This is a genomic window from Bacillus sp. PS217, assembly GCF_037963535.1.
Classification (GTDB): Bacteria; Bacillota; Bacilli; order Bacillales; family Bacillaceae; genus Bacillus; species Bacillus subtilis.
Genome location: NZ_CP150157.1, coordinates 1,839,642 through 1,865,162, shown reverse-complemented (window position 1 = coordinate 1,865,162; position 25,521 = coordinate 1,839,642). Strand labels below are relative to the sequence as shown.

Here is a 25,521-nt window from a genome sequence, read left to right as displayed (position 1 = left end):
GACAGGATTACATTTCAAATCATTCTGTTTTTTGTAAACTAGTTCAGCAATTTGATTCATCTATTTACCCTATTAGGCGAGGAGAATGCAAATGGAAAAATTGATGTTTCATCCGCATGGTAAAGAGTTTCATCACAATCCTTTTTCAGTTTTAGGACGATTTAGAGAGGAAGAGCCCATTCACCGATTTGAATTAAAACGGTTCGGAGCCACATATCCGGCCTGGTTAATTACCCGATACGATGATTGTATGGCCTTTTTAAAAGACAATCGAATTACAAGAGACGTAAAAAATGTGATGAACCAAGAACAAATCAAAATGCTCAACGTTAGTGAAGATATCGATTTTGTATCCGATCATATGCTGGCAAAAGACACACCTGACCATACCCGCCTGAGATCACTTGTTCATCAAGCATTTACTCCCCGAACCATTGAAAATCTGCGCGGCAGCATTGAACAAATTGCTGAACAGCTTTTAGATGAAATGGAAAAAGAAAATAAAGCGGATATCATGAAATCCTTCGCTTCCCCTTTGCCTTTTATTGTTATATCTGAATTGATGGGAATCCCAAAAGAAGATCGGTCACAGTTTCAAATCTGGACCAATGCGATGGTTGATACCTCTGAAGGTAATAGAGAGCTGACAAATCAGGCTCTTCGTGAATTTAAAGATTATATCGCCAAGCTGATCCATGACAGAAGAATAAAGCCAAAAGACGATTTAATCAGCAAACTTGTGCATGCTGAGGAAAACGGCAGCAAGTTAAGCGAAAAAGAGCTCTATTCGATGCTGTTCTTGCTCGTTGTAGCCGGCCTTGAAACAACTGTTAACTTACTCGGCTCAGGCACCCTCGCATTGCTGCAGCACAAGAAGGAATGTGAGAAGCTCAAGCAGCAGCCTGAAATGATCGCTACAGCGGTTGAAGAATTGCTGCGATACACCTCACCTGTCGTTATGATGGCAAATCGGTGGGCCATCGAAGACTTTACATATAAGGGGCATTCGATCAAAAGAGGAGACATGATTTTTATAGGCATTGGATCGGCCAATCGCGACCCGAATTTTTTTGAGAACCCCGAAATATTAAATATAAATCGGTCGCCTAACAGACATATTTCTTTCGGTTTTGGCATTCATTTCTGCTTAGGAGCGCCTCTTGCCAGGCTGGAAGGCCACATTGCATTTAACGCACTTCTGAAGAGATTTCCTGATATTGAACTTGCGGTTGCACCTGATGACATTCAATGGAGAAAAAATGTCTTTTTAAGAGGATTAGAAAGTCTCCCTGTTTCACTTTCAAAATAACATTCAAAACGCCCCCTTTTAAAAGAGGGGGCGTTTGTGTTTTCTCAGCGCTTCACCAATTCATCTGTTTCTTTTTCTTCCCTCGCTTCATGTTTCTTCCGAAAAGCCTTAAGGAAATTCGCATTCACTACTCCCCTGTTTGAATAGAGCTTTTCGCAAAATTCTAACATGGCTGTTGACGCTTTCGGTTCGGTTAATATCATGAAGTGGTTGCTTGAATCGACATCCACCAGGTGGAAATGAGGAATTTGCCGCTCCCATTCCTCCCAATAGGCAGCTTGATCAAACGGTTCTTTTTCATTTGATAAAGTGAAATAAGTGTCTAAATCACCAAAGAAAGACCTGCTTTTGTTGCGGAAATAATAACATTTTACCGTCTCAGGATCAGGGAGAGGCTTAACAGTGTACGACTCCAAATCATAGGCGCGCTGTGTTTTCATCATTTGCTGAGCCTGCGCACGTATTTGCTTATCTGGTTTGTTTAGCCCTCGTTCTTTTGCCAAGTCAATCAACTCAGACAGGAATTCTTCATCCTCTAAGCTTATGTCCACCTCTTCACGGCTGATGAGAACATCCGTAAGCTTTTCCCGTTTCGCAATCGATGCCAGCATCGTATTAATTGTTTGCAGCATTGACGTTTTCATAGATGCCTCATTCTCTTTTGTCTCGGAACGATATGGGGAGTCAATCATCACCATGCTTTTGACAGCAAGGCCTTGGCTTTGCAGCTGGCGAGTGACTTCATATGCAATCATCCCGCCTAAGGAATATCCGCCTACATCATAAGGACCTTCAGGCTGTATGGATCGAATGATCTCTATATAATAGGAAGCCATTTGTTCAATTCCGTGCAAAGGAGCAGAATCAGTCATGAATCCTCTGGCTTGAATGCCGTAAAAAGGGCGCTGGCTCTTTTGTGCAAATTGCTGATAGATTTCAACTCCTCCTACTCCGCCATGGAACCAAAAGACAGGGCGCCCCCGCTTGCCGTCATTTAACGGTATTAATTCCGGAAACGTGCGAGCTTGATCATTTTGTAAGGATGTATCCTCCTGTTTCTTTTTGATCAAGTCCATCATGTCCTGAACAGTATGGCATGCTTGAAGCTCCGTTAAGGCAATGAGAGGGTCCACCTTTGATTGCAATTGCTGTAATAACTGTATGCAAGAAATTGAATCAAATCCATACTGCTGCAATGGCTTATGAGACTGCAGTTCATCCGGAGCCATCCCTAGTACATTTGCTAATATGTGATGATCGCTGCTGTTGTTGATACGCTCATCCTGTGAAACAGAAGGCGTATTCTCTACTGCTTGAAAGCCGTTCCAGCAGCTTCTCTTTTCAAATGGATAGGTTGGCAACGGTATTCTGCGGGCACCTTTTCCTTGATAAAGCTTTTCCCATGGGATTTGCACCCCTTTTGTCCAGCAAAACGCGATCTTTTCAAGGTTGTTTTCAGACAACAAAGTCTCGATCACCATTTCTCTTAATGGACCATCCAGCAAGGCTTCGAGATCTGACGAGCCATTTTCTGCATTTCCGCTAAAGACAGGTACAGAACTCTTCGGCTTATCGCCTTTTTCTGCTAAGCAGGCTTGCAAGCCGATTACCAGTTCTTCTTTACTGCGGACGACGAGCGCCAGGCGGTCTTCCATTTCCTCTCGGCTGGTTTGAAGTGTATAAGCATAATCTTGTAATGACAGTTCTTGTTGTTTATTCACATAGTCAAGCTGCTGTTGAGCAATTGCTTTTAGCCTGTCTTGATTCTTTGCAGAAAGAACTACAATGTGGGCACCATTCTCACTCATACTAACCGGTGGTTTTGGTAAAGGAATATATTCTTCTAAAATGACGTGCGCATTTACGCCTCCAAAGCTATAGCTGTTGATACTCGCTCTGCGCGGAATTTTTTTGCCTGCATCGTCACTTAAATCCCTCCATTGCTGATTCTCGGCAGTCACTCGGAAACGGGTGCCCTTTATTGACACCTGGTCATTCAAAGACGAAAATCCGGATATGCCTGGTATTGTTTGATGCTTCATCGCCATGCTGACCTTCATAAGAGCAGCCATGCCTGAGACGAGTTCACCGTGTCCGATGCTCGGCTTTAAGCTGCTGATATAACATGGCGCTTCCTCCCGTACTTCCTGTGGAAGTTCCAATTCGAGTTGACTGCAGCCTGACTTTAACGCCTCTATTTCTATCGCGTCTGCCAATGGAGAGGCGATCCCATGCGCTTCTATATAGGTCACCGTTTTGGGATCAATTTGCGCTCCTTGATAAGCCTTCAGCATTGCATCCTTCATGCCGGCCGGATTTGGCGCGTGAAGTGACATTCCCCTGCCGCCATGCGATACACCTGAACCTTTAATAACCGAATAAATATAATCAGAATCTTCAATGGCTTTTTGCAATGGTTTAATGATGAGAACTCCTGCTCCTTCACTTCTGACAAAGCCATTTGCATCTGCTTGAAAGGATTTGGCCTGCCCTTTCTCACTCAAATAGCCCATTGAGTCGAAGCCAATAAAGCCTTTTGGTGAAAGCAGCAAATTCACAGCCCCGACAATGGCTTGCTCACATTCACCGTTTCGAATGGATTGTATAGCTCTGTGCAAAGCCACTAGAGTTGAGGAACAGGCAGCTTCATAATATTCACTTGGCCCTTTTACATCAAGTGCATAGGATATACGGTTTGGAATTAGGGAAGGAACCACAGCTGTATCGGTATTGCCGGCTGCGACAAATACACCTGTCGGGCGGCTGGATACAACCTGCCCTGTTAAGCCTGCATCTTCCATCGCCTTCCATGCATGTATCAAGAGCAGAAACTCCTGTGGGTCCATATGCGCCGCTTCTTTAGGCGATATGCCAAAAAACAGGGGATCAAACTCACCTATTCCTTCTATAAAACCGCCCCATTGAAGGCTTGATTGCCCTTCCTTATCGGCTGCGGCATATTTGCGCCAGTCCCAGCGTTCTTTCGGCACTTCAGAGACACAGTTCTTTCCTTGGATAAGGTTATCCCAAAATTCCGTTACGCTGTTTGCTTTCGGAAACTGTCCCGACATGCCGATAATGGCTATGCCGTCTGCCGCGTGTTCGATTGTTTTATCCGTGTTCGTCTCGTATGCCGGAATCTGTTTCATTTGGTTTTCGATTTGAGCTGGGCGTTCTTCCTGCTGATGAGCTTCACCAAACAGCTGAGCAAAAGATGCTTCATGTTTGTCCGCAAAAAAGGCGATTAACTCTTGAATAGTCGGATATTCAAAAAACAGAGTCGGATTTAATTCGATCTTTGTCTCTGCTTCCATCTCCCTTGTCAGTGCAACCAATTGAGAAGAATCAATTCCAAAATCCATGATATGCGCTTTTGCAATTGACAATTTTGACGGATCGGCCATGTATACTGCCAGTTTATCTGTTACATAGCTTCTGATACGATCTTTCAGATTGCTGGCTTTGATGGCCTTATTTTGATTTCCTCTTTGATTCGAAATACGAAGCTGTTTAAGCGAGTAGCCCGAGTAGTGCAGCACTGTTTCTGACGACTCATTGATCACATCTACATCAAACAGCAGCATGTCACCTGTATTCTTAACCAATGTAATCAAAAGCCAGCAATCCCCTTTTATCGTTTGCTTTGTAAACTGGATATCATTGATTCCAAACGGCAGGAAGCCGCCTGTCATGTCAAACTGCTCTAAGAAACTGAGGATAGCCAAGTACGCGCTGTTTGTCATCAATGGGCTTACAGTGTAATGGTGCCCGTTTGCCAGCCCGCTTTGGGGCAGGCGAATTTTTGCCAGTATAGACTTGTGATCTCTGTAGAGATGAGTAATTGTCTTAAATAACTCTCCCCATTCAGGACCGTTTCCGGTTTTATACATCTGATCGATGTGATGAAGCTTAGTTAATGAATGCTTAACGTTCTCGATATTGACTTTTTTGGGCTCAAAAGAACCGATTCCGCATTGTCCGATTGCGGCAGGCTTCCACAAACCAGAGGACGGCTCGCGATACATGATTTGCAGTTCTATGACTTGATCTTTTTGCAGCGGCTTTGCCTGAAGTTCAATGGTCTCGCCTTGTTTGATGACAATTGGACTGATATAACTTAATTTGCTGATACGGCCGCTGTTTTCCTCAGGGAACAGGTTAAAAAATGCTTCAATGGCCAGACTGCCATATGTGGCACCGACAAGCACCCGTTCATTGTTGAAGACGTGTCCTTGAACGTAAGGCTCATCATAAGTGAATTGATCTTGAATGACCGGCTGATTGATATTGTCTTCAACATCTGACGATTTCTCATTGATAGACGATACATCGAAATGAAATGATGTATTATGGTCAAATGCATAGTGAGGCAGATGAACCCAGCCTGTTCGGTTCCCTATATCAGCTTCTTTAAAAGCAATCGATGCCCCTTGTGCCCATTGCTCTGCTGCGTTTATTTCTCTATCCCTAGATGCTGATTCCGCACATGGCTGTAAATCGAATGATGTATAGATGCCTTGCTGGAGTGAGCTTTCTCTTGATGTTCGGAACACCTTTAGTTTTTCGATCAGCTCTTGAGTCGATGCCACTGTAAATGCAGCCCTATGCTCTAAATTATGGTTTCTCCTGTGTAAAGCCTGTACAACGGGTTCAATATCCAGAGAAGCTTCCTTCTCTAAAAACAATTGCATATTTTCTAGATAGCTAAGCAGGCTCCATTTTGTTTTGGCTGAAAAAACGGCAGTGAATTCCTGCTGGCGGGGAGCGATATGTTCTTTCTCAGGGGCCGTCTCCATATATTCTTCTATAATAAGATTGGCATAGGCTCCCCCCGCTCCGAAGGAATTGATCATGCTTCTGCGCGGCAATTGTTTTCCAGTTTCAGGATCATTCAAGCGATGCCATGGCTCTGTTTGTTCCTGAAGATAGAAAGCCGTGTGTTCCAGCTTAATATTTGGATTGACAGGCATCGCGTTAATTGTCGGCACCAGCGTCCCTTTCTTCATCTGCAGCAGCACTTTTGTCAGCTGAGAAATACCGGAAGCCGCCTCTAAATGCCCCAGATTGGATTTGACAGAGCCTATCGCACAAAACTGTTTCTTGTTTGTATATTGTTGAAACGCGTTTGTTAAGGCAATTACTTCAATAGGATCGCCCAGCGCCGAACCATTTGCCGCCGATTCAATATAGCCGATAGTCTCTGGATCAATGCCCGACTGCTGAATCGACTTGACAATTAACTTTGCTTGCTGCTTCGGGTCCGGAGCTGTATACATCTGTCTTCCGCCGCTATGGTTAGCAAAACTGCTTTTGATCACAGCGTAAATATGATCCTGATCTTCCATCGCCTTCGAAAGTGGTTTTAACAGGACAGCTCCGACGCCTTCCCCGGGAATAAGCCCGTTTCCGGTGCCAAAACTTTTGCTTTGATTGCCGCTTCCCAGCAGATTGGCACGCTCCAAAGAATCATATTTAGAGAGATCGAGTGTTAAATTGACACCTCCAGCAATCGCCATTGAGCAGTTTTTCAATTTCAGGCTTTCACACGCAAGATGTATGGCGTTTAATGAACTAGAGCATGCTGAGCTGACAGCGATACTCGGTCCGGTCAGGTTAAAAAAGTGGGAAACGCGATTTGCAATGTGCCAGTCTCCCCCATTTGAGCTGAGGACTGCCTGCTCTAAAGATGGGATATTCCAAAAATACTGGTTATACATATTCCCTATAAAAACACCTACTCCGTCATCATCCCGCAATTTATCCAGCCGGGTTCGCGTATAGCCGCCGTCCTCAAACGTTTCCCAGACGGTTTCTAAACATAAACGGAGTTCAGGTGTCATTTCCATCACCCGGTTTTGCTCCACCTCAAAAAGCTGATGGTCAAATGCCTCTATATCTTGTAAAAATCCGCCATAGCGTTTCTTATTTGCCGGCTTTTTTGGATCTTTTGATAATGTTTTCAATAAAGATGTGCGCCATCTGGATTCCGGTGCCTCTGTAATACAATTGTCTCCGGCGATTAAATGCCCCCAAAGCTCTTCTAAACTGTTAGACATCGGATAGCGCCCGCTCACCCCGATTATTGCGATATCTTCTCTACTAGAATCATTAAAATGTGTTCCTTGCAAATTACTTGTCTTTTCTTTTTTTGATGGTTCGGTATTTGCTAGCTGAGTTTCAGTGACTTCCTGCTCTGTAACAAAGCGGCGTGTATGAAAAGTAAATGGCTTATTAGGATCTGTACGCTCTGTTTGAAGTGGAGCTTCATTTTTTGCAGGCTTCGTTTTTTCCTTTAACAATGCTGTCCGGAGCTTATTTTCATGCCCCTTTACTAAATATTCGACGAGTTCTTTTGTGTTGTTATGTTCAAATAAAATGGTTTTTGGAAGCTCTCCCGTCACTTTTTCTAATTCACGAATGAAATTCACCTGCAAAATCGAATCAATTCCATACTTCTCAAATGTCGTATCTTCGTGAATACGTTCTGATGATAGTTTGATTGATTTTGCCAGCGTATGCTTCACAAATTGTGCCGTTTGTTCGATGAGAGAATCGCTTTCCTGTGAATGATCGATTTCAGCATTCATTTGTATATGGCTTGGATCTTCTTCTGCCCCCGTTCTCTTCTTTTGACGGACGACTCCGTTACTTTCAGCGGCAATGATCTGCTGGCCGAGCTGATGCGATTGTTCAGCCATAAAGGAAACATAGCGAAATCCTTCACTCTCAAGCACCATTTTCCAAGTGTCTGGATACAGGCCCGGGCAGCCCGGTATGCGGAGATCAGGATCCTCATACAGCCACCAGCCCTCTAAAAGGCCGAACGTCAAATGCGAATATATATTATGATTACTTATTTCATTTAAAAGGAGCAGCCCGTTTTTTTTCAAAACTGCTTTTGCATTTCGCAATGTCTGCCGGATATTTTTTGTGGCATGAAGCACATTTGCCGCGATGACCGCGTCGTAGCCTCCCGCATCAATATGCTGTTCAGACGCCGGCTCCTCGACATTAAATCGTTTATATGTCAAATATGGATTGTCAGGACCATACTTATTTTCTGCATGCATTAAAAAAGCTTTAGACAGATCTGTATAACAATATTCTTTTATATGTGTCTGCCATGCTTTCAATTTTTGAAAAACAGCCGCGCTTGTCCCGCCGGTCCCGGCTCCGATTTCTAATATTCGAATCTTCGCCTCAGGCTCTTGCTTCAGGCGTTCTTGCAGATAGGCTGTTAACGTATCTGCAAGCACATCATTAAAATAGTCTGCGACTTGATTGTTTTTATAGACCCCTTCTACTAAATCCATAGATGAATTCGGAAACAGGATATCGGTGGCTGACGCCTTGCCGGTCAGAATCTCCGGCAAGGCTTTAAGTGCTGTCTCCACCAATGTCACCATGGCTTTCATATTATTGTCTTGAAGCAGGTCAGATTTTTGTTCATTCCATTCTTTCCACAGCTCGCTCATGGTGCCTATTGAGCGTGTTGGAACATGTCCGTTCTCCGTTCGCTTGAGAAATTGATGCCGTTCTAAAATCGATTGGCTTTCTTCAAACCATCTGCCATAGAAATTCTCCAATACCGGCTGGGATTTACTTTCTGTGAAAAACCCTATGGACTGTAATTGTGCGAAAAGCATTTTACAGAGAATGTCTTCTGTGTTCAGCATTGGCGCTTCTCCTCCTATAACAGTTGTTGAATCTTTGTGCTGTCACCCGGGTGATAGCTTCGCAGCTTTTGCATGGCGGAGCCGTGAGTTTCCGGGTACACTTCAATCGTTTCTTCTGTCTGTTCCGCTTCATCATTCGTTTCGTTTGCCATTTTCATCATTACTAGCTGCTTCAGCGGTCCCCCGAGCAGCAATTCCAAAGCTTCCATTGCTTCAGGGGCTTCAATTGAGCCTATGCCTGCCTGAGCCATTCTCTTTTGGTAATCCGGTGATGAAACAACACCAATGCTTCCCCAATAACTCCAATTCATCACGGCTACTGTACAAGGCCATACGTGAGACAGCCGCTGTGCAAAAGCATCCTTAAAACTGCAGCCCGCAGCGTAATTGCTTTGTCCGGAAGCTCTTGCAAACGATTGTACGGAAGAGAAAAACAAAACAAAATCCAGTGGTTCATGCCGGAAAACTTGGGCCATTCGCACGCTTACATCAACCTTTGCAGCAAGAACGTTTCTGAAACATTCCTCACTCATATTCATCAGGCTTCGGTCTTGTAAGACAATCGCAGAATGGATGATGCCGTTGATTTCATGATGCGTTTGTTTCATTGTTTCATACGCGCGTTCTAATTCCTCTCGGTTAGCCGCATCTGCTTGAATGTAATACGGGGCTGGCCCTAGACGTGCAAGTCTGTCCAGCTTGCTTTGAATGGCTGCATCCTTTTTCCTTCTGCCAATCCAAACGATCTGCGCCTGATATGTTCTGATCATATATTCACTCCACGCCTCACCAATACCGCCAGCTCCGCCTATGACAACATAAACACCTCCGTGCTTATACTTCGTGTGCACCGGTTGATTGTTGTGTACTGGAATCAAACGAAGCTTATGCCAGACCTTGTCTCGATAGGCCCACGTATTCCCTTCTTGATCGGCAGGCAAGGAAAGGAGTTGAGATAACGGCAGGTCTTCGTATTTTTTAACATCGATCAGCTTTGTCTGCCAATTTGGATATTCTTTTGACATTGAACCGATCAGGCCGTGCACCCCGGCATCGACCGGATCGACAATATCATGCTGATCAACATATTGTGTGTTCACCGTCACGACCGTCCAGCTTATCTCCTTCTGTCCATAGCCTAAAGAAAGCATTGCCTTAATGAGCCTATACATTTGAATGACGTCTTGATCTTGGGCTTCAATCATTTCATCGCCGACTTCGCACTCTGTCACACGAGAAGGAGACATCCACACGATGTGGTCAAACGATCCGAGTGCTTCAAGCTGTCCTGCAATTCTATGAATTGATGCGTTCGGCTCAATGTACAGCTCCTTGGCAAATGGGATCTGCCTTTGAACAGCTTTTCTGCTGTTGTCATCCCCTCCGAGGATGACAACACGCTCATCAGCAGGCGAAATGATCCTCTTCTCCAGCTGCACTCGATCCCATATCGGCGCCATAAGAAGCGCTCCGTTAAGAGTTGCTTTGGAGTTTCCTAGTGATGTCGGCCCGTCTGGCGGTTGTATGCCTTCTTCCAGCAGCCTTGAGGTAATCCCCTTGATTCTTACACACACTCGGCCTTGTTCATCACACAAATCAATATCCAGTCTCTGTATTTTGTCCTCATTAGGACGAGATGTCACAGACACCCACATTTTATTTGTACACGGGCTGAATATTTCTAGCTCTTGCAGCGCAAAAGGCAGAGAAAGCTGCTCGTCACCGGAATTCAGCTTTAGCCCGATCGACGCTTGTAAAGCAGAATCGGCCATACTTGGATGAAGAACGAATTCATTCAGTGTGTGAGTTACACCAGCAGGCAGAGAAAGCTCTGCCAAGGCTTGATTGCGGCCGATGTAAAGCCGATCTATCCCTTGAAAACCAGGTCCGTAGTCAATGCCGATCGCCTTAAACAATTCATAACATTGGTCGTGTGAGAGTGTGCTTAAACTGCATTGGTCTTGAAGCACGCTGATATCCTGGACTGGAATGTCTCCTGCCCCGCGGATTGAAGCACTGCCTTGACAATGTATCTTTCGATCATTGTGTGCAGCCTCTGTATAGACGTTAAAAGCAATCTCGCCGTCCTGCTGGGGATTTAGACTGATATCCACTTGAACAGGCTGGCCATCCGCCACAATCGGCTGCACCCACACAACATTTTTGATGTGAATAACAGATTGTTGATCTTCGGTTCTTCTCACTGCTCTTGTAACGGCAGCATGAACCATCTCAAGATATGCCACGCCCGGCATAACCGGTTTTCCCTTCACCTTATGATCGGCGAAAAAGAACTCAGCACCTGTAAAGGCCGAGCTGAAACGCTGCTCTGACAAATCAGATGTGTTGACATGTATCAATGGATGCAAAGCTGCTGATTCGACTGTTTTTAAAGCTGTTTGATGGGCGGCTGCCTCCTCTTTCGTATCCGTTATCCAGTAGCGTTCTTTCGCAAATGGATAGGTAGGGAGGCTGATGCGTTTCGGCTGTTTGCCGTCATACAGTTTACTCCAGCCTATTTCCATGCCTTTTACCCATAAATCAAGCAGTCTTTCATATATGTGAGGCTCCCAGCTATTGTTGAGCGTTTTCTGTACTTCGTCATCTGATCTCAATGTTTGTGCGATACCTTTTTCTGCTCTGCCTCTGTACATGTACTTCGCATTGGTGCCTCCTTCTATAAAGAGGTTTAGTTTTTCCAGCAAGTCCCCAGTCGAGACAGCGATGATCCCTAATCTCTCCTCCATTGCATCACGCCCCTCTTGGAGTGTATAAGCAATATCAGTGAGGTCACGAGCAGTGATAGATCGCTTGCTGATAAAGTCTGCTAATTGCCGGGCTTGGTCTTTCAGACGATCTTCATCCTTTGCCGACAAAATAAAGATGCCCGGGTGCTGTGCTGTCACAGCTGGTGCTGTTGCAGGATGGGTTGTTTCTTTCGGAATATATTCCTCAATGACCACGTGGGCATTGACGCCGCCTATCCCGAACGAACTGATGCCTGCGCGGCGCGGCAGCTCTCGGCCGGCTTCATCCCGAAGCGCCTGCCACTCTCTCGATTCCTGCACAATATAAAACGGGCTGTCATCCAGTCTGATATATGGATTAACAGTTTCACTGTACAGACTTTTGACAAGCGTTTTATGCTTGAGCTGCAATAACACTTTAATGACACCCGCCACACCGGCCGCCAGCGATAAGTGACCGATGTTTGTTTTCGCTGATCCAAGTCCGCAATGGCTGCCATGAACAGCCGGGTCCCCCGTTTTTTCATACAGCTCTTTAAATGCCGCTTTTAAGCCGTTGATTTCTACTGGATCGCCCAGCTCGGTTCCAGTCCCATGCGCTTCAATATAAGTTACGGTTCTTGGATCAATTCCCGCTTTTTCATATGCTGTTTTTACGACATCCGCCTGAGCTTTCGGATTAGGAGTCGTTAGAGAATTTGCGCGGCCACCGTGGTTTACCGCACTTCCTTTAATGACACCGTAAATATGATCACCGTCTCGTTCAGCCGCTGTCAGCTTTTTCAGAAAGAGAATGCCGGCACCTTCACTGACTGCGAATCCATCGGCTTTGTCAGAAAATGTTTTGCATCTTCCTTCTTTGCTCAGCGCCCCGGCCTTATCATAGGCGATATGGCCTTGCGGAGTTACGACCGTGTTGACCCCTCCCGCAATCGCCATTTCACAGTTTCCATTTTCAATGGCGCAAACCGCATGATGAATGGCGACCAAAGAGCTTGAGCACGCAGTGTCGATCGGTTCACTCGGCCCATGAATGTTCAGGAAATAACTGACTCTATTCGGTCCTGCAGAAGGACTCATATTCGCAGCCGCTGAGCCTTCGATGTCTACATTTGACAGAAGTGAACTGTACCCTGTGTTTCCTGTCCCGATGAAGATGCCCGTTTTGGTTCCTGCCAGGCTTCTCGCTGAGTGTCCCGCTTCTTCTACCGCCTTCCACGCATAGGTCATTAACAGGCGCTGCTGAGGCTCCATCTGCTCAGCCTCCAGCGGAGATATGCCGAAGAACAATGGATCAAAGTCAGCTACTTCATCAATAAAACCGCCCCATTTGACGTTTGTTTTATTCGCTTCTTTCAGAGGGTCTCCGTAATACTCCTGCCAATCCCAGCGGTCTTTTGGAACCTCTGTAATACAATCTGTGCCCGATGACAGGTTCTTCCAATATTCCTCAACGTCTTTTGCCTTTGGGAAAACCCCGCTCATCCCAACAATCGCAATAGGCTCAGGCTTGTGATCAGCTTCCTTTTGCATTGGTGTTACCGAAGGTTTTACAAAGCGGTTTTCAGTCGAAAACGTCATATTTTTTATATTCTGTTCGACAGGCTGCATCAGCACCCCAGCTTTGGCAGGCGTTTGAGCTGTAAAAGCATTTGGATATTCTTCTGACAGATACCCTGCAAATGCATAAACAGTTGCGTGCTCAAAGAAGATCGTAGGCGTAAGATCCAGCTTGTACTTCTCATTCAGTGTATTTGCGAATTCAGTTAACGTAATCGAATCAAATCCATATTGATTAAACTCCATGTCCGGGTCGATCTCTTCAGGTTTGATTTTGAGCAATTGAGAGATTGTTTGCTTTAAAACTTCTTGAATGTGATCGAACATATTCCCTTGATCCATTCTTGCTTCAGATGTCACCGGTACTTGCACTGTTTTCATTGGCACTTCATCAGAAGACGGCTTTTGAGTCAGCTTTTCCCTCATCATGTCTTTGAATCCTTCCATGACGATGACTTGATCTTTGCCAAATGCCAAACCTTTATACAGCGCTTGAATGCCGGTCTCGGTCCGCATTGGAGTCACACCTGTGTTTTTCAACGTCATGTTTTCAATTTCTTTATTCGCGCGCATGCCGCCTTCTTTCCAGAGCGGCCAATTGATTGACAACGTTTGTCCGTGCCTGTACATGGCGGTTACAAGCGCATTTCGATAAGCAGCATAACTGTCCATAAATGCATTAGCCATTGCATAATCGGCCTGTCCCGCGCTGCCGGCAACACTTGATATTGAAGAAAAGAGGATAAAGAAATCTAACGCAAGATGCTCGGTTGCCTCATCCACATTCACAAGCCCTTTCACCTTAGGAGCGAGAACTTGTGTCAGCTCTTCATTGGTTTTGCTCATAAGATAGTTATCTTTAATCAGCCCAGCGCTGTGAATGACACCATTCAAGTCTTCGTAATCAGACGTAATGCTTGTGATAAGCTCGGAGGCTGCTTCCGTTTGTGTCACGTCAACCTGCCTGTATTCTGCGCGAGCCCCTAATTGCTGAAGTTCGTTAAGCTCCGCCTGCTGATCCGCATTCAACTCGGATCTGCCTGTCAGAATGAGCACAGGCTGTTCGGCTTGACGAGCAATTTCTTTTGCAAAAATAAACCCAAGTCCTCCTGCGCCGCCCGTGATGAGGTAAACACCTTTATCTCTCCACGGCATGCTTATTTCCCGATCATCTATTTGCATTTCATCCAGATCATTGATGTACCGTTTGCCTTTTTCATATTTGATGTGCTGATCTTCTGTGTGCCTTTTATTCTCTTTCAGTTTTTCTATTACACTTTCAATATTTTCATGTGAATCGATTTCAATCGTCTGGCCGATTAGTTTTTTATTCTCCAGGCCGGCGGTTTTAAGGAGCGCCGATAGCCCTGAGAATGAGTACTGCTTTCTTTGTGCAGAGGTAAGTAGCTGGATCAGAACATTGCCCTGAGGTCTGCTTTTGAGAAGACCCTGGACCGTCTCAAGCGCTTGTTCGGCATAATCTTGGAACCTCTCTGCAAGTCCTTCGCGGAATGACTCCAAAACGATGCATTCCGCTCCTGTCATTCTTGATTCAATGCGATCTTTTGAGAGGCCATTCATGTCGCAAAGCATGACAATGTGCCGTTCGTAATGAGGCTCAGGACTATCTTTTTTAAAATCCTTAGGCACCCATTTTTCTTCAAACATCAGGGTTGCCAGCGTTTGATCAGATTCCGCCGATCCAGAGCCGCCTTCTGCTGCTCTGAAAGATAATCCTTTCATCCGTACGCAAACATTGCCGCTCTCATCTAAAATATCAATATCGCGCTTTTGCACCTTATCAGTTGCCTTGCTGCCTTGGCTGTATCTTGCGTATACCCACATTTCTGACGAACATGCTCCGAAGACTTCAAGCTCCTGGACCGCAAAAGGCAGTGTCAGCTGGTTATCCCCGGCGCCTGTCAAAATGCTTGACGCCTGCAAAGCAGAATCCATCAGCCCAGGGTGCATTTTGTATTGGCTGAGCGTATCTGCAGCTGACGGATGCAATGACAATTTTGCCAAAACAAATTGTTCAGCTGTATAGATTTTTTTCACTCCGCGATAAGCAGGACCATATTCAAATCCAATCATTCGATAGGTGTCGTATACTTCGTTTACGCTGAAATGGCTTTCCTGACACTGCTCCCGCAGAGATTGCAAATCAACCGCCGGCAGATTTTCAGCAGGATTCAATACCGCGCTGCCTTGACTGTAGACGATTGACTGTTCGCCAGTAACGTCTGAATGACCATAGATTTCATAAGATATCTCACCATTTTCTCCCGGTAAAAGCCTAATGTGTACTTGCTGCGGCTGATCCTCTACAACAATAGGCCGCACCCACACCGCATTCTTTAGCTTCATGATGCGTGGTACACCTTGTACCTCTGCGGCCTGCTCAACAGCTGCCCGCGCCAATTCAAGATGAGCCACTCCCGGCAAAATCCGTTGGCCTTTCACAACATGATCAGCGAGGAAAAACTCTTCTCCCGTATAAATAGAGCTAAACCTTTGTTCCGAGAGATTCGATGTGTTTTGATGCATTAATGGATGCAGCACGGCTCCGCCAAGGCGGGAGGCTGCTTGATTTGCATCAATGCTGCTGCTTTTTTCAATATGATCAGAAATCCAATAACGGTCTTTTGCGAAAGGATACGTCGGCAAGCTGATGCGCTTTGGCAGATTCTCGCCATACAATTTCGTCCAGTCTACATCAAGCCCCTTTACCCATAATTCAAGCAATTTTGCATACTTTCCCCGTTCCATCCATTTCTCGACGGCTTCTTGAATCTCTTCGTCCTCTGTCAGCATTTGGAGTGTGCCTTTATCAATCCTGCCTTTAAATACATCCTCCACACCGCTTTTGCCTGCTGCAAATTCTTTTAACTTTTGCTGTACATCCTCAATGGAACCGGAGATAATCCCGAGACGTTCTTCCATCGCATCCCGTCCGGCTTGCAGTGTATAAGCGACTCGGGCGAGATTTACGTCACTATATGATTGCTTATCAAGCGCATCTGCCAGCTGCTGTGCATGTTCTTTTAGCCGCGCTTCATTTTTAGCCGATAAAACGAAGATACCCGGATGTTCCGGCGTGATGGATGGTATATTCTCATCGGATGCTTCCGGAATATATTCCTCGATAATCACGTGGGCGTTTACTCCGCCGATTCCAAATGAACTGACACCTGCCCGTCGAGGAAGCTCTTCTCCCCGTTCATTTTTCAGCGCTTTCCATTCTTCCGTTTCCCGTACGATATAGAACGGACTGTTTTTCAGCTGAATGTATGGATTCACGTTTTCGCAATGCAGACTTTTCACTAAGGTTTTATGCTTAAGCTGCAATAATATTTTAATAACTCCTGCTGCACCGGCTGCCAGCGATAAGTGGCCAATGTTTGTCTTTACAGAACCTAAACCGCAGTAAGGATTGGCTGATGTGTCTCCCTCATTTACACCCAATGCTTTAAAAGCTGATTTCAAACCGTTAATTTCAACCGGGTCTCCAAGCTCCGTCCCGGTTCCGTGGGCTTCAATGTAGGTCACGGTTTTCGGATCGATTCCCGCTTTTTGATATGCCGACTGAATAACATCTGCCTGCGCCTTCGGATTGGGAGTCGTTAAAGAGGCTGCACGGCCGCCGTGATTGATTGCACTGCCTTTTATGACTCCGTAAATGTGGTCTCCCGCTTCTTCAGCCGCTTTTAATTTTTTCAGGAACAGTATGCCGGCACCTTCCCCATGCGCAAAACCATCAGCTTGATTTGAAAACGTCTTGCATTTTCCTTCTTTGCTCAGTGCTCCCGCCTTATCAAAGCTGATATACACCTCAGGAAGGATAATCGTATTTACACCGCCGGCTAATGCCATGTCACAAGTGCCTTCCTCAATTGAAGAGATGGCATGGTGGATCGCCACTAGTGAACTAGAGCACGCTGTATCAATCGGTTCGCTCGGCCCGTGCAGATTAAGGAAATAACTGACACGGTTCGGACCGACCGATGGGCTCGTATTGGCTGCCGCTGATCCTTCTATTGCCGAGTTCGCTTTAGATAGAAGAGAGCTGTATCCTGTATTTCCCGTTCCGATGAAGACGCCGGTTTTTGTGCCTGACAACCTTTTCGCCGAATATCCTGCATCTTCGATCGCTTTCCAGGCGTAAGTCAGCAGTAAGCGCTGCTGAGGTTCCATTTGTTCAGCTTCACGTGGGGAAATGCCAAAGAATAATGGATCAAAATCTGCAATACCGTCAATAAAACCGCCCCATTTCACGTTCGTTTTATTGACTTCCTTCGCCGGATCACCTTCATATTCACGCCAATCCCAGCGATCTTTCGGGATTTCCGTCATGCAGTCTTTGCCCTCTTTTAAGATGTTCCAGTACGCCTCAACATCTTTCGCCATAGGAAAAATCCCGCTTATGCCCACAATGGCAATTGGCTCAGGCCCTGCATCACTCTGTATGGCGTTTGGCAGCATGACTTGCTGCTTTCTGCGTCTTTTAGCTTTGGTACGCACGGCTTGTTCCTGTCTCGCAGCAGGCTGAAGCTGAGCCGATGCAGCGCGCACAGCAAATGTCTTCGCAAATACCGATTGATATTCTTCTGACAAATGCTTACCAAACGCATGAATCGTCGGGTGGTCAAAAAATACGGTTGGCGTCAGCTCTAACTGATAGGCGCGATTGATATGGTTGGTGAATTCAGTCATGGAGATAGAATCAAAACCATACACCGTCATCTCGGCATGATCATCAATCGTTTCAAGCTTGACCTTTAACAGCTTGGCGATCTCTCGCTTTAACATCGCCTTTACTTTATCCAGCAAACTGTCTGTATCAATGCTATTTATTTGTTCAGTCATGTGTTCTGCTTCCTTCTTTTCCATAGGTGCTGAGGCGTTTTTGGCCAGCATGTTTTGTTTTATTTTCTGCACATCGCCTTCGATCACCATTACTTGGTTTGCCTCTGAATGAAGTGCTTGATATAATGCCTGAATTCCTTTTTCCGCCCTCATAGGAACAATACCGGCCAGTTGCACAAGCCTTTTCTCAGTTTCTTGATCGACCTGCATGCCTCCATCTCTCCATAAAGGCCAGTTTACAGAAAGCGTCTTCCCATGCCGCTGGCTGAGGTCGGCAAGCCGATTTCGATAGCCTGCATACATATCCATAAATACATTGGCTGCCGCATAGTCAGACTGACCAATGCTCCCTAAACTTCCTGAAAGAGATGAAAAGAGAATAAAGAAGTCTAAAGGCAAATCCTTACTCGCTTCGTCTAGATAAACAAGCCCTTTTACTTTAGGCGCCAGTACATCGTGCAGATCTTTTGCCTGTTTATTAACCAGGTAGCTGTCCTTGATGATTCCGGCACTATGAAGAATACCGTTCAGACGGCCATATCTTTTTTGAATGTCGTCAATGAGCTGATAGACTTCAATTTTATTGGTAACATCTGTTTGCCGGTAGGTGATGTCAGCCCCCTTGCTATGAAGCTCTTTCAGCTTTTTGCTTTTGCTTTCGCTAAGAGGTGAGCGGCCCGCCAGAATGACTGTCGCATTTTTCGTTTGTTCCGCAATTTCCTTTGCAAAAATATGACCTAGTCCGCCGGCACCTCCTGTAATGAGATAAACGCCATTGTCTTTCCACGGTTTGCTGCCGTCTCCTTTTGCCTGTTTGATTTCACGCCAATCAGCAATATACCGTGTCCCGTTTTGATATTTGACATATGAATCGCTGCTCATTTGATTTTCTAACAGTTTGCCAGCAATGCTTTCTCCACTTTCTTCACTGCTGACTTCAATCATTTGGCCGGTTAGTTTGGCATTTTCCTGACAAGCTGTTTTCAGCAGTCCTGTCAATCCTGAAAACAATTGCTGTTCTCCCTCTGCAGAGGTTACGATCTGAACGAGAATGCCGTCTTTCGGTTTCGTACGAATGATCTCTTGTACCTTTTTAAACACTTGTTCTGTATAAGAATGAAAACGCCCATCTACTGAAGAAGGCCTTGCTTCCAGGCTGTATACATGGACATCCTCGATAGCTGCTTCAATTTGTTTTCTCGTCTCATGATCATATTCACATAGGAATACGAGATGCTCTGCATATTTTTTTGCAGCTAAGCTGTCAGCAGCCTTTTGTTCTTGCCAAACGGGCTGAAGCAATAAAGTTTCAGCGTTGATTTTTGATGGTTCGGTTTGTATATCTGCCTCCATCACTCTCGTCGAAAATCCTTTCAGCCGCACGCAGATCATGCCATGCTCATCACATAGGTGAATATCGACTTTCTGTATCAAATCTCCTGGTTTGTTTTTCGAGTTGAATTGAACATAAACCCACATGTCAGAAACGCACTGACGAAAGACCTCAAGTTCCTCCAGGGCAAATGGCAGTGCTGCCTTAAAGTCTTCAGTGTCTGAAAGTTCCGCTCTGACGACATTTTGCAAATATTCAGCCGCCTGTAACGCCCCGTCCATTACACTTGGATGAAGAACATAATCGCCCAACGTATGTGCAACAGATTCTGGCAGTGATAATTTGGCAAGCAGCTGGCCGTCGCCTTTATATACGGCCTCTACACTCTTGTAACCTGGACCGTAATCGGCGCCGATCATCCCTTCATAAAACGAGGCAGCATCCATTCTGCTTTGATCACATTGTTTCTTGATCTTAGAAAGATCCAGTGCTTTTTCTCGCTTTAACTGAATCAATTCCGCTTTACCTTGGTTATATACAACTGGTTCTGCATCAGCGGATTCCGGATCACCATACATCCGATAAGCAATATGTTCGCCATCTTCATCGTAAAGTCCGATATTTACCTGAACCGGCTCACTTCCTGCTACAACCGGGCGAACCCACACGACATTTTTCAGCCTGATTCCAGTTTCATGATCCTCCAATCCGCCAATTCCTTGTTCTATAGCGGCTCTTGCCATTTCAAGCGTGACCGCCGCCGGCAAAATCGCCATGCCTTTAATGATATGCTCGGCAATAAAATACTCTTGTCCTGTGAAAATGGAGCTGAAACGCTGCTCTGACAGAACCGATGTATTATGGTGCACCAAAGGATGCAAGCGAGATGGTTCAATTGTTGTGATAGCGCCGGTGCTGCTTTCAGGCCAGTATCGTTCTTCGGCAAAAGGGTATGTCGGCAAGCTGATGCGGCGTGGCTTTGTATTTGGATAGAGCCTGCGCCATTCAACATGAAAACCATTTGCCCACATCTTGGCAAGCTTTCTCAATTCTTCTTTTGATATTCGTGATGAAGCCATATCATCTGCTTCAGCATTTCCAAGCAGCTGTTCAGCGGATGTCATTCTCGTTTTTTCTCCTTGAATACAGTCTTCTATGAGCGGCTTTCCAGTCACAAAAGCTTCCAGCTGATGTTTCCATTCTTCCAGATCGTTCACTATAAAAACGATCCTGTTATCCATTGCTTCACGGCCGACTTGGAAGGTATATGCAATATCTCTTAAAGAGAAATACCTTTGCTCGTCTTGCCTGATATAGGACAGCATTTCCTTCGCGTATACTTGGAGCCGTTCACTATTTTTAGCTGATATAGGAATGATGTAAGGCTGATTGCCTTCGTTTTCGGTACCTGCATCAGAAGTGTTTTCATATTGCTCAAATATTGCATGGGCGTTAGTTCCGCCAAGGCCGAATGAGCTCAGAGCCGCCCGATGGACACCTGCGTGTTTCTCTAACGATTTTCGTTCACGGACAACATAAAAAGGAGAGCTTTCAAACTTTATATCCGGATTCGGCTCCGTACAATTGATGGTCGGTGCAAGTTCATTATGGTATAAACTCATCGCAACTTTAATGCATCCGGCTAACCCCGCAGCTGTATCCAAATGGCCGATATTCGTTTTCACTGAACCGATTCCGCAAAATTGTGTTTTGTCGGTGTATTGCTTGTACACTTTATTTAGTGCAGACATTTCAATAGGATCGCCTAATTTCGTTCCCGTCCCGTGCGCTTCAATATAACTGACCGTTTCAGGATGGATCTTGGTTGTATCCAATACATGCTGTATTACTTCTGTTTGGCCTTTTACACTAGGCGCATAGAAGCCTGCCTTCTCTGCCCCATCATTATTGATGCCTATTCCGCGCATAATGGCATAAATATGGTCTCCGTCTTTTACGGCATCCACAGCTTTTTTCAGCAGGATGACTGCTACGCCTTCACCTCCGGCCATTCCGTCCGCCGAAGCATCGAACGCCTTCACATGCCCGTCGCTTGAAAAATTCAACCCGTTTTGGTGCACGTAGCCGATCGCTGATTGTGCGTGCAATGTTGCGCCCCCGACAAGCGCATATTGTGATTCGCCCGATGTCAGGCTTTTGTATGCTTGATATAAACCGACTAGTGATGAAGAACAGTTAGAATGAACAAAATAGCTTGGCCCTTTTAATCCGAGCTTATGTGAGATCATTGTGGGAATGGTTCCGCTTTGGGCTAAAACCCATGAGACATAGCCATCCGGTGATTCATGTCCTTCTGTTGTCTCCTTCGGCAATAACGTTCTATATGAATTGCTGCTTGCAGACATATATACACTTGTTGCCGGAATCTCCTTAGCCACATATCCTGCATCTTCAATCGCTTTCCAGGAGTGCAGCAATAAGAGGCGGAGCTGAGGGTCCATATACTCAGCATCTTTTGGCGAGATTTGAAAGAAACCGGGATCGAATAAGTCTTTCCCTTCGATCACAGATTGCACAGGCACATAGTCAGGATGCTGTATCAATTCTTCGGGAACTCCATTTGCGCGAAGCTCTTCTTCAGAAAAGAATCGTATGCTTTCTTTGCCTTCTTTGATGTGGTTCCAGAAGTCATGATGATTTTTCGCACCCGGGAACTGGCAAGATATCCCCACAATCGCAACACTGTCATCAAAATAAGGGGGAATCTTCTGTTCTAGGTGTTTTCTATCTTTTTTGATATCATAATGATCTTCATTTTGTGTCCCGGCTAGATCTGAGTTTTTCATCTCCAAAATATATTCACTGATTGCACGGATCGTGGAAAACTCAAACAGCTCAGTAACATGAAACTCACAATCGAATTCTTTTTTGATTCGTTCAGCCACAGCTACAGCCAGAAGCGAATCGCCGCCCGCATCGAAAAATCCGTCTTCCGGCCCAAATCCGCTGACCTTGAGCGTTTCCTCCCAAATACGCAGCACCTGATCCTCTATTTCCGTTAATTGCAAGTGATTTGGTTTCCTTCTGTTGAACACGATCTCGCGTTTTTCTAATTCTTTACGGTTCACTTTTCCGCTGGGCGATAATGGAAGCTCATCTAAGCGGATAAAGTGTGAAGGTATCATATATTCGGGCAGACTCGATTTTAGATGAAGGCGCAAATCTTTTGGATTGGCAGAGGCATGTCCGCTTTCCTCTGTATAATAAGCAGCGAGCTGTTGATGGCCCTCAAGCTGCTTCACCACTACCGCCTGATCTAAAATGCCCGGAAATTCACCCAGCTTTGTTTCTATTGCGCCCAGCTCGACGCGAAAACCGCGTATTTTGACTTGGCTGTCAATCCGTCCCAAGTATTCTATGTTGCCGTCAGGAAGCCACCTTGCTGAATCACCCGATTTATATAGCTTCGTCCCTGATTCAAAGGGATTATCAATAAATTTTTCAGCCGTAAGCCCCGGCTTTTTAAAGTAGCCTCTTGCTAAGCCGGCTCCAGCGATGCAAAGCTCACCTGGCTTTCCGATCGGGACAGGCTTCAAATGCTGGTCCACAATATAAATTTTCGTGTTGGAAACAGGCTTTCCAATCGGTGTATGGTGACTTGCGATATCTCCTTTTCCGCATCCGAAATACGCAGCGTAAATGGAGGCTTCCGTCGGTCCGTATATATTTTCAACACGGCAGTTTGTAAAGAGCGATACCGCCTTTTTCACTAATTCTTTAGGGAAGGCTTCACCTGCAACCATCATATACTTCAGCGGACCGTCCTCTGTGAATCGCTTGTTGTCTTTCGCCATTTCTAAAAAAACATGCAGCATGGCCGGCACAAAATTAATGTGAGTCACTTTATATGTTTCAATATAATCCATGCAAAGCTGCGGTGATTTCTCCCCATTAGGCGGAAGAATCACTAGACGGCCATCTCCAATAAACCATCCGAATAATTCTGAGATCGATACATCAAACACATAGTTCGTCTTCAATAAATATGCATCCTCAGCCGTTACAGGATAGTGAGATTCAAGAAAATTCAGGGTATTCATAATGCTCCGATGCTCTACCATAACCCCTTTAGGCTCTCCAGTGCTTCCCGATGTATAAATAATATAAGCGAGGTGTTCCGGTTTTACTTCCCGCTTTAAACCGCTGCTTTGCTGGTCTGTATAATCGTTTCGGCAAGCTAACTCGATATTGATCGCTTTTACACGGCTGCCAGTTAATCCGTTGATCCTATCATGAACGTTAGGTTGGTTGAGGACAATGGATGCCTGACTGTCTTTGAGCATGTACTCTAATCGTTCTTGCGGAAAACTTGGATCTAACGGCACATACGCTCCGCCAGCTTTCAGTATTCCTAAAATTCCGATGATCATATCAAACGAACGCTCTGCACAAATGCCAACGGGCTGTTCAGGTCTAACACCCTGATGTTGAAGGTAGACTGCCACAGATGTGCTTTTTTCATCTACTTCTTTATATGTAAGTGATCTGTCTTCAAACATCACAGCAACCGCATCGGGGGTTTGTTTCGCTTTTTCCTCAAACACCTCATGTATACACTTGTCATTTGCGATGTTTGTCCCTGTCGCATTCCATTGTTCCACCAAATTAGTTTGTTCTTGATTTAATCGCAAAGAGTAGGCTTCAAGCGGCAAAGACGGGTCCTCCATCATGTGCTGCGCGAGCTTCATATAGTTCTCCATCATGCTTTCAATGGAGGACAGTTCATACAAATCAGGGTTGTACAGAAGATGAAGCACTGTTTCATTTTCTTGCTCATATATTTCGAGCGCCAGCTCAAATTCACCCTCTTGCCGAATGTCTTCAATATATTCGATGCCAAGCGTTTGATACGGTTCGAGCACTTTTTGCAAGCCTGTTGCTTGAAAAAAGTTTTGGTACAGAAAAGCTGTTTGAAAAACCGGAGAATCCGCGGCCGAGCGGTCTACATTCAGCTCTCTTACCAATGCAGGGAACGGAAACGCCGCATGATCCAGGCCGTCAGCCACTGTCAGCTGCAGTTCCCGAATAAATGCTGTTAATGGCTGAGATCCGATATTCTTGCTCCGAACAGCCATCATATTGATAAAATAACCGATTAGGGTTTCAAATCTGTCTTCTTGCCGACCCATTGTCGGAACGCCAACAATGATATCCTTTTGTTTTGTATAATGATGCAGCAACACTTTGTAAATGGAGAGAAACACAACCGATTCATTCACATGATTGGTGCGGGCAAACGATTTAATTTGATTGCTCAGGTGATGAGGGAGCAAGCTTTTATAAGCTTGCCCCTTGAATTTTCGTGCTGAAGACCGCGGACGGTCAGCAGGCAAATCAAGAACTGGCAGACTCCCAGACAACTGTTCTTTCCAGTAAGCGAGATGCTCTTCCCCTTCTCTGCCAGTCAGCATCCGTTTTTCCCAATCGACAAAATCGTAATAATCAGCTGTTAATGGCTGCTGCAAGGGCTCAATCCCATTCAGCAATTGTTGATACGCTTCGAATAGCGCCGATATCAATGTCAGCATCGACACACCATCAAATATGATATGGTGAATTGTTATAAGAACAATGCATTCTTCTAACCGATGAAAAAGGTGTGTGCGCCATAACGGACCAGCATCCAACTGGAAAGGTTCTTTTGCTTTTTCTTTTAGAAAAGGAAAGATATCTGCTGATTTCATTGCTGATATATTCTCTTCCACAAAATAAAGATCCTTTGATAACTGAACCGATTGAAATGGAATGCCATTTTCTTCTTGAATCACACTGGCTAAGATCGGATATTGTCTCTGTACAAACAGAAGGGCTTTCTTGAACATCTCTGCATGTATTGGTTTGCTGAAGCGAAAGCATAAAGGAATATGATATGCACTCATCCCAGGAGACATTTTTTGAAGCATCCACAGCCCTTTTTGCCCTTCTGAAAGCGGGCTTTTCAACTGCCGCTTCATGCCTTTAAGATGTTCTTCCACCTCAGAAATGGTTAATTCTCCTGATCTGAAGGCA

General features: G+C 45.3%; 3 protein-coding genes. 1 reads left to right on the top strand and 2 read right to left on the bottom strand.

Annotated elements, in window-relative coordinates; genetic code table 11:
• Window positions 1-91: 91 nt before the first annotated feature.
• Window positions 92-1,309 (top strand): cytochrome P450, encoded by a 1,218-nt coding sequence (locus NSQ83_RS09430; RefSeq protein ID WP_080529341.1) that lies wholly within the window; start codon window positions 92-94, stop codon window positions 1,307-1,309.
• A gap of 44 nt (window positions 1,310-1,353) precedes the next feature.
• On the opposite strand, the gene NSQ83_RS09425 is transcribed toward NSQ83_RS09430, so the two are convergent.
• Window positions 1,354-8,985, bottom strand: coding sequence for a beta-ketoacyl synthase N-terminal-like domain-containing protein (locus NSQ83_RS09425; protein WP_198878792.1), 7,632 nt, complete (start codon window positions 8,983-8,985; stop codon window positions 1,354-1,356).
• A 14-nt stretch (window positions 8,986-8,999) separates the two neighbouring features.
• The gene (locus NSQ83_RS09420; protein ID WP_339239232.1) at window positions 9,000-25,466 is read right to left on the bottom strand and encodes an amino acid adenylation domain-containing protein; all 16,467 of its coding nucleotides are present in this window, start codon (window positions 25,464-25,466) and stop codon (window positions 9,000-9,002) included.
• Window positions 25,467-25,521: the final 55 nt, after the last annotated feature.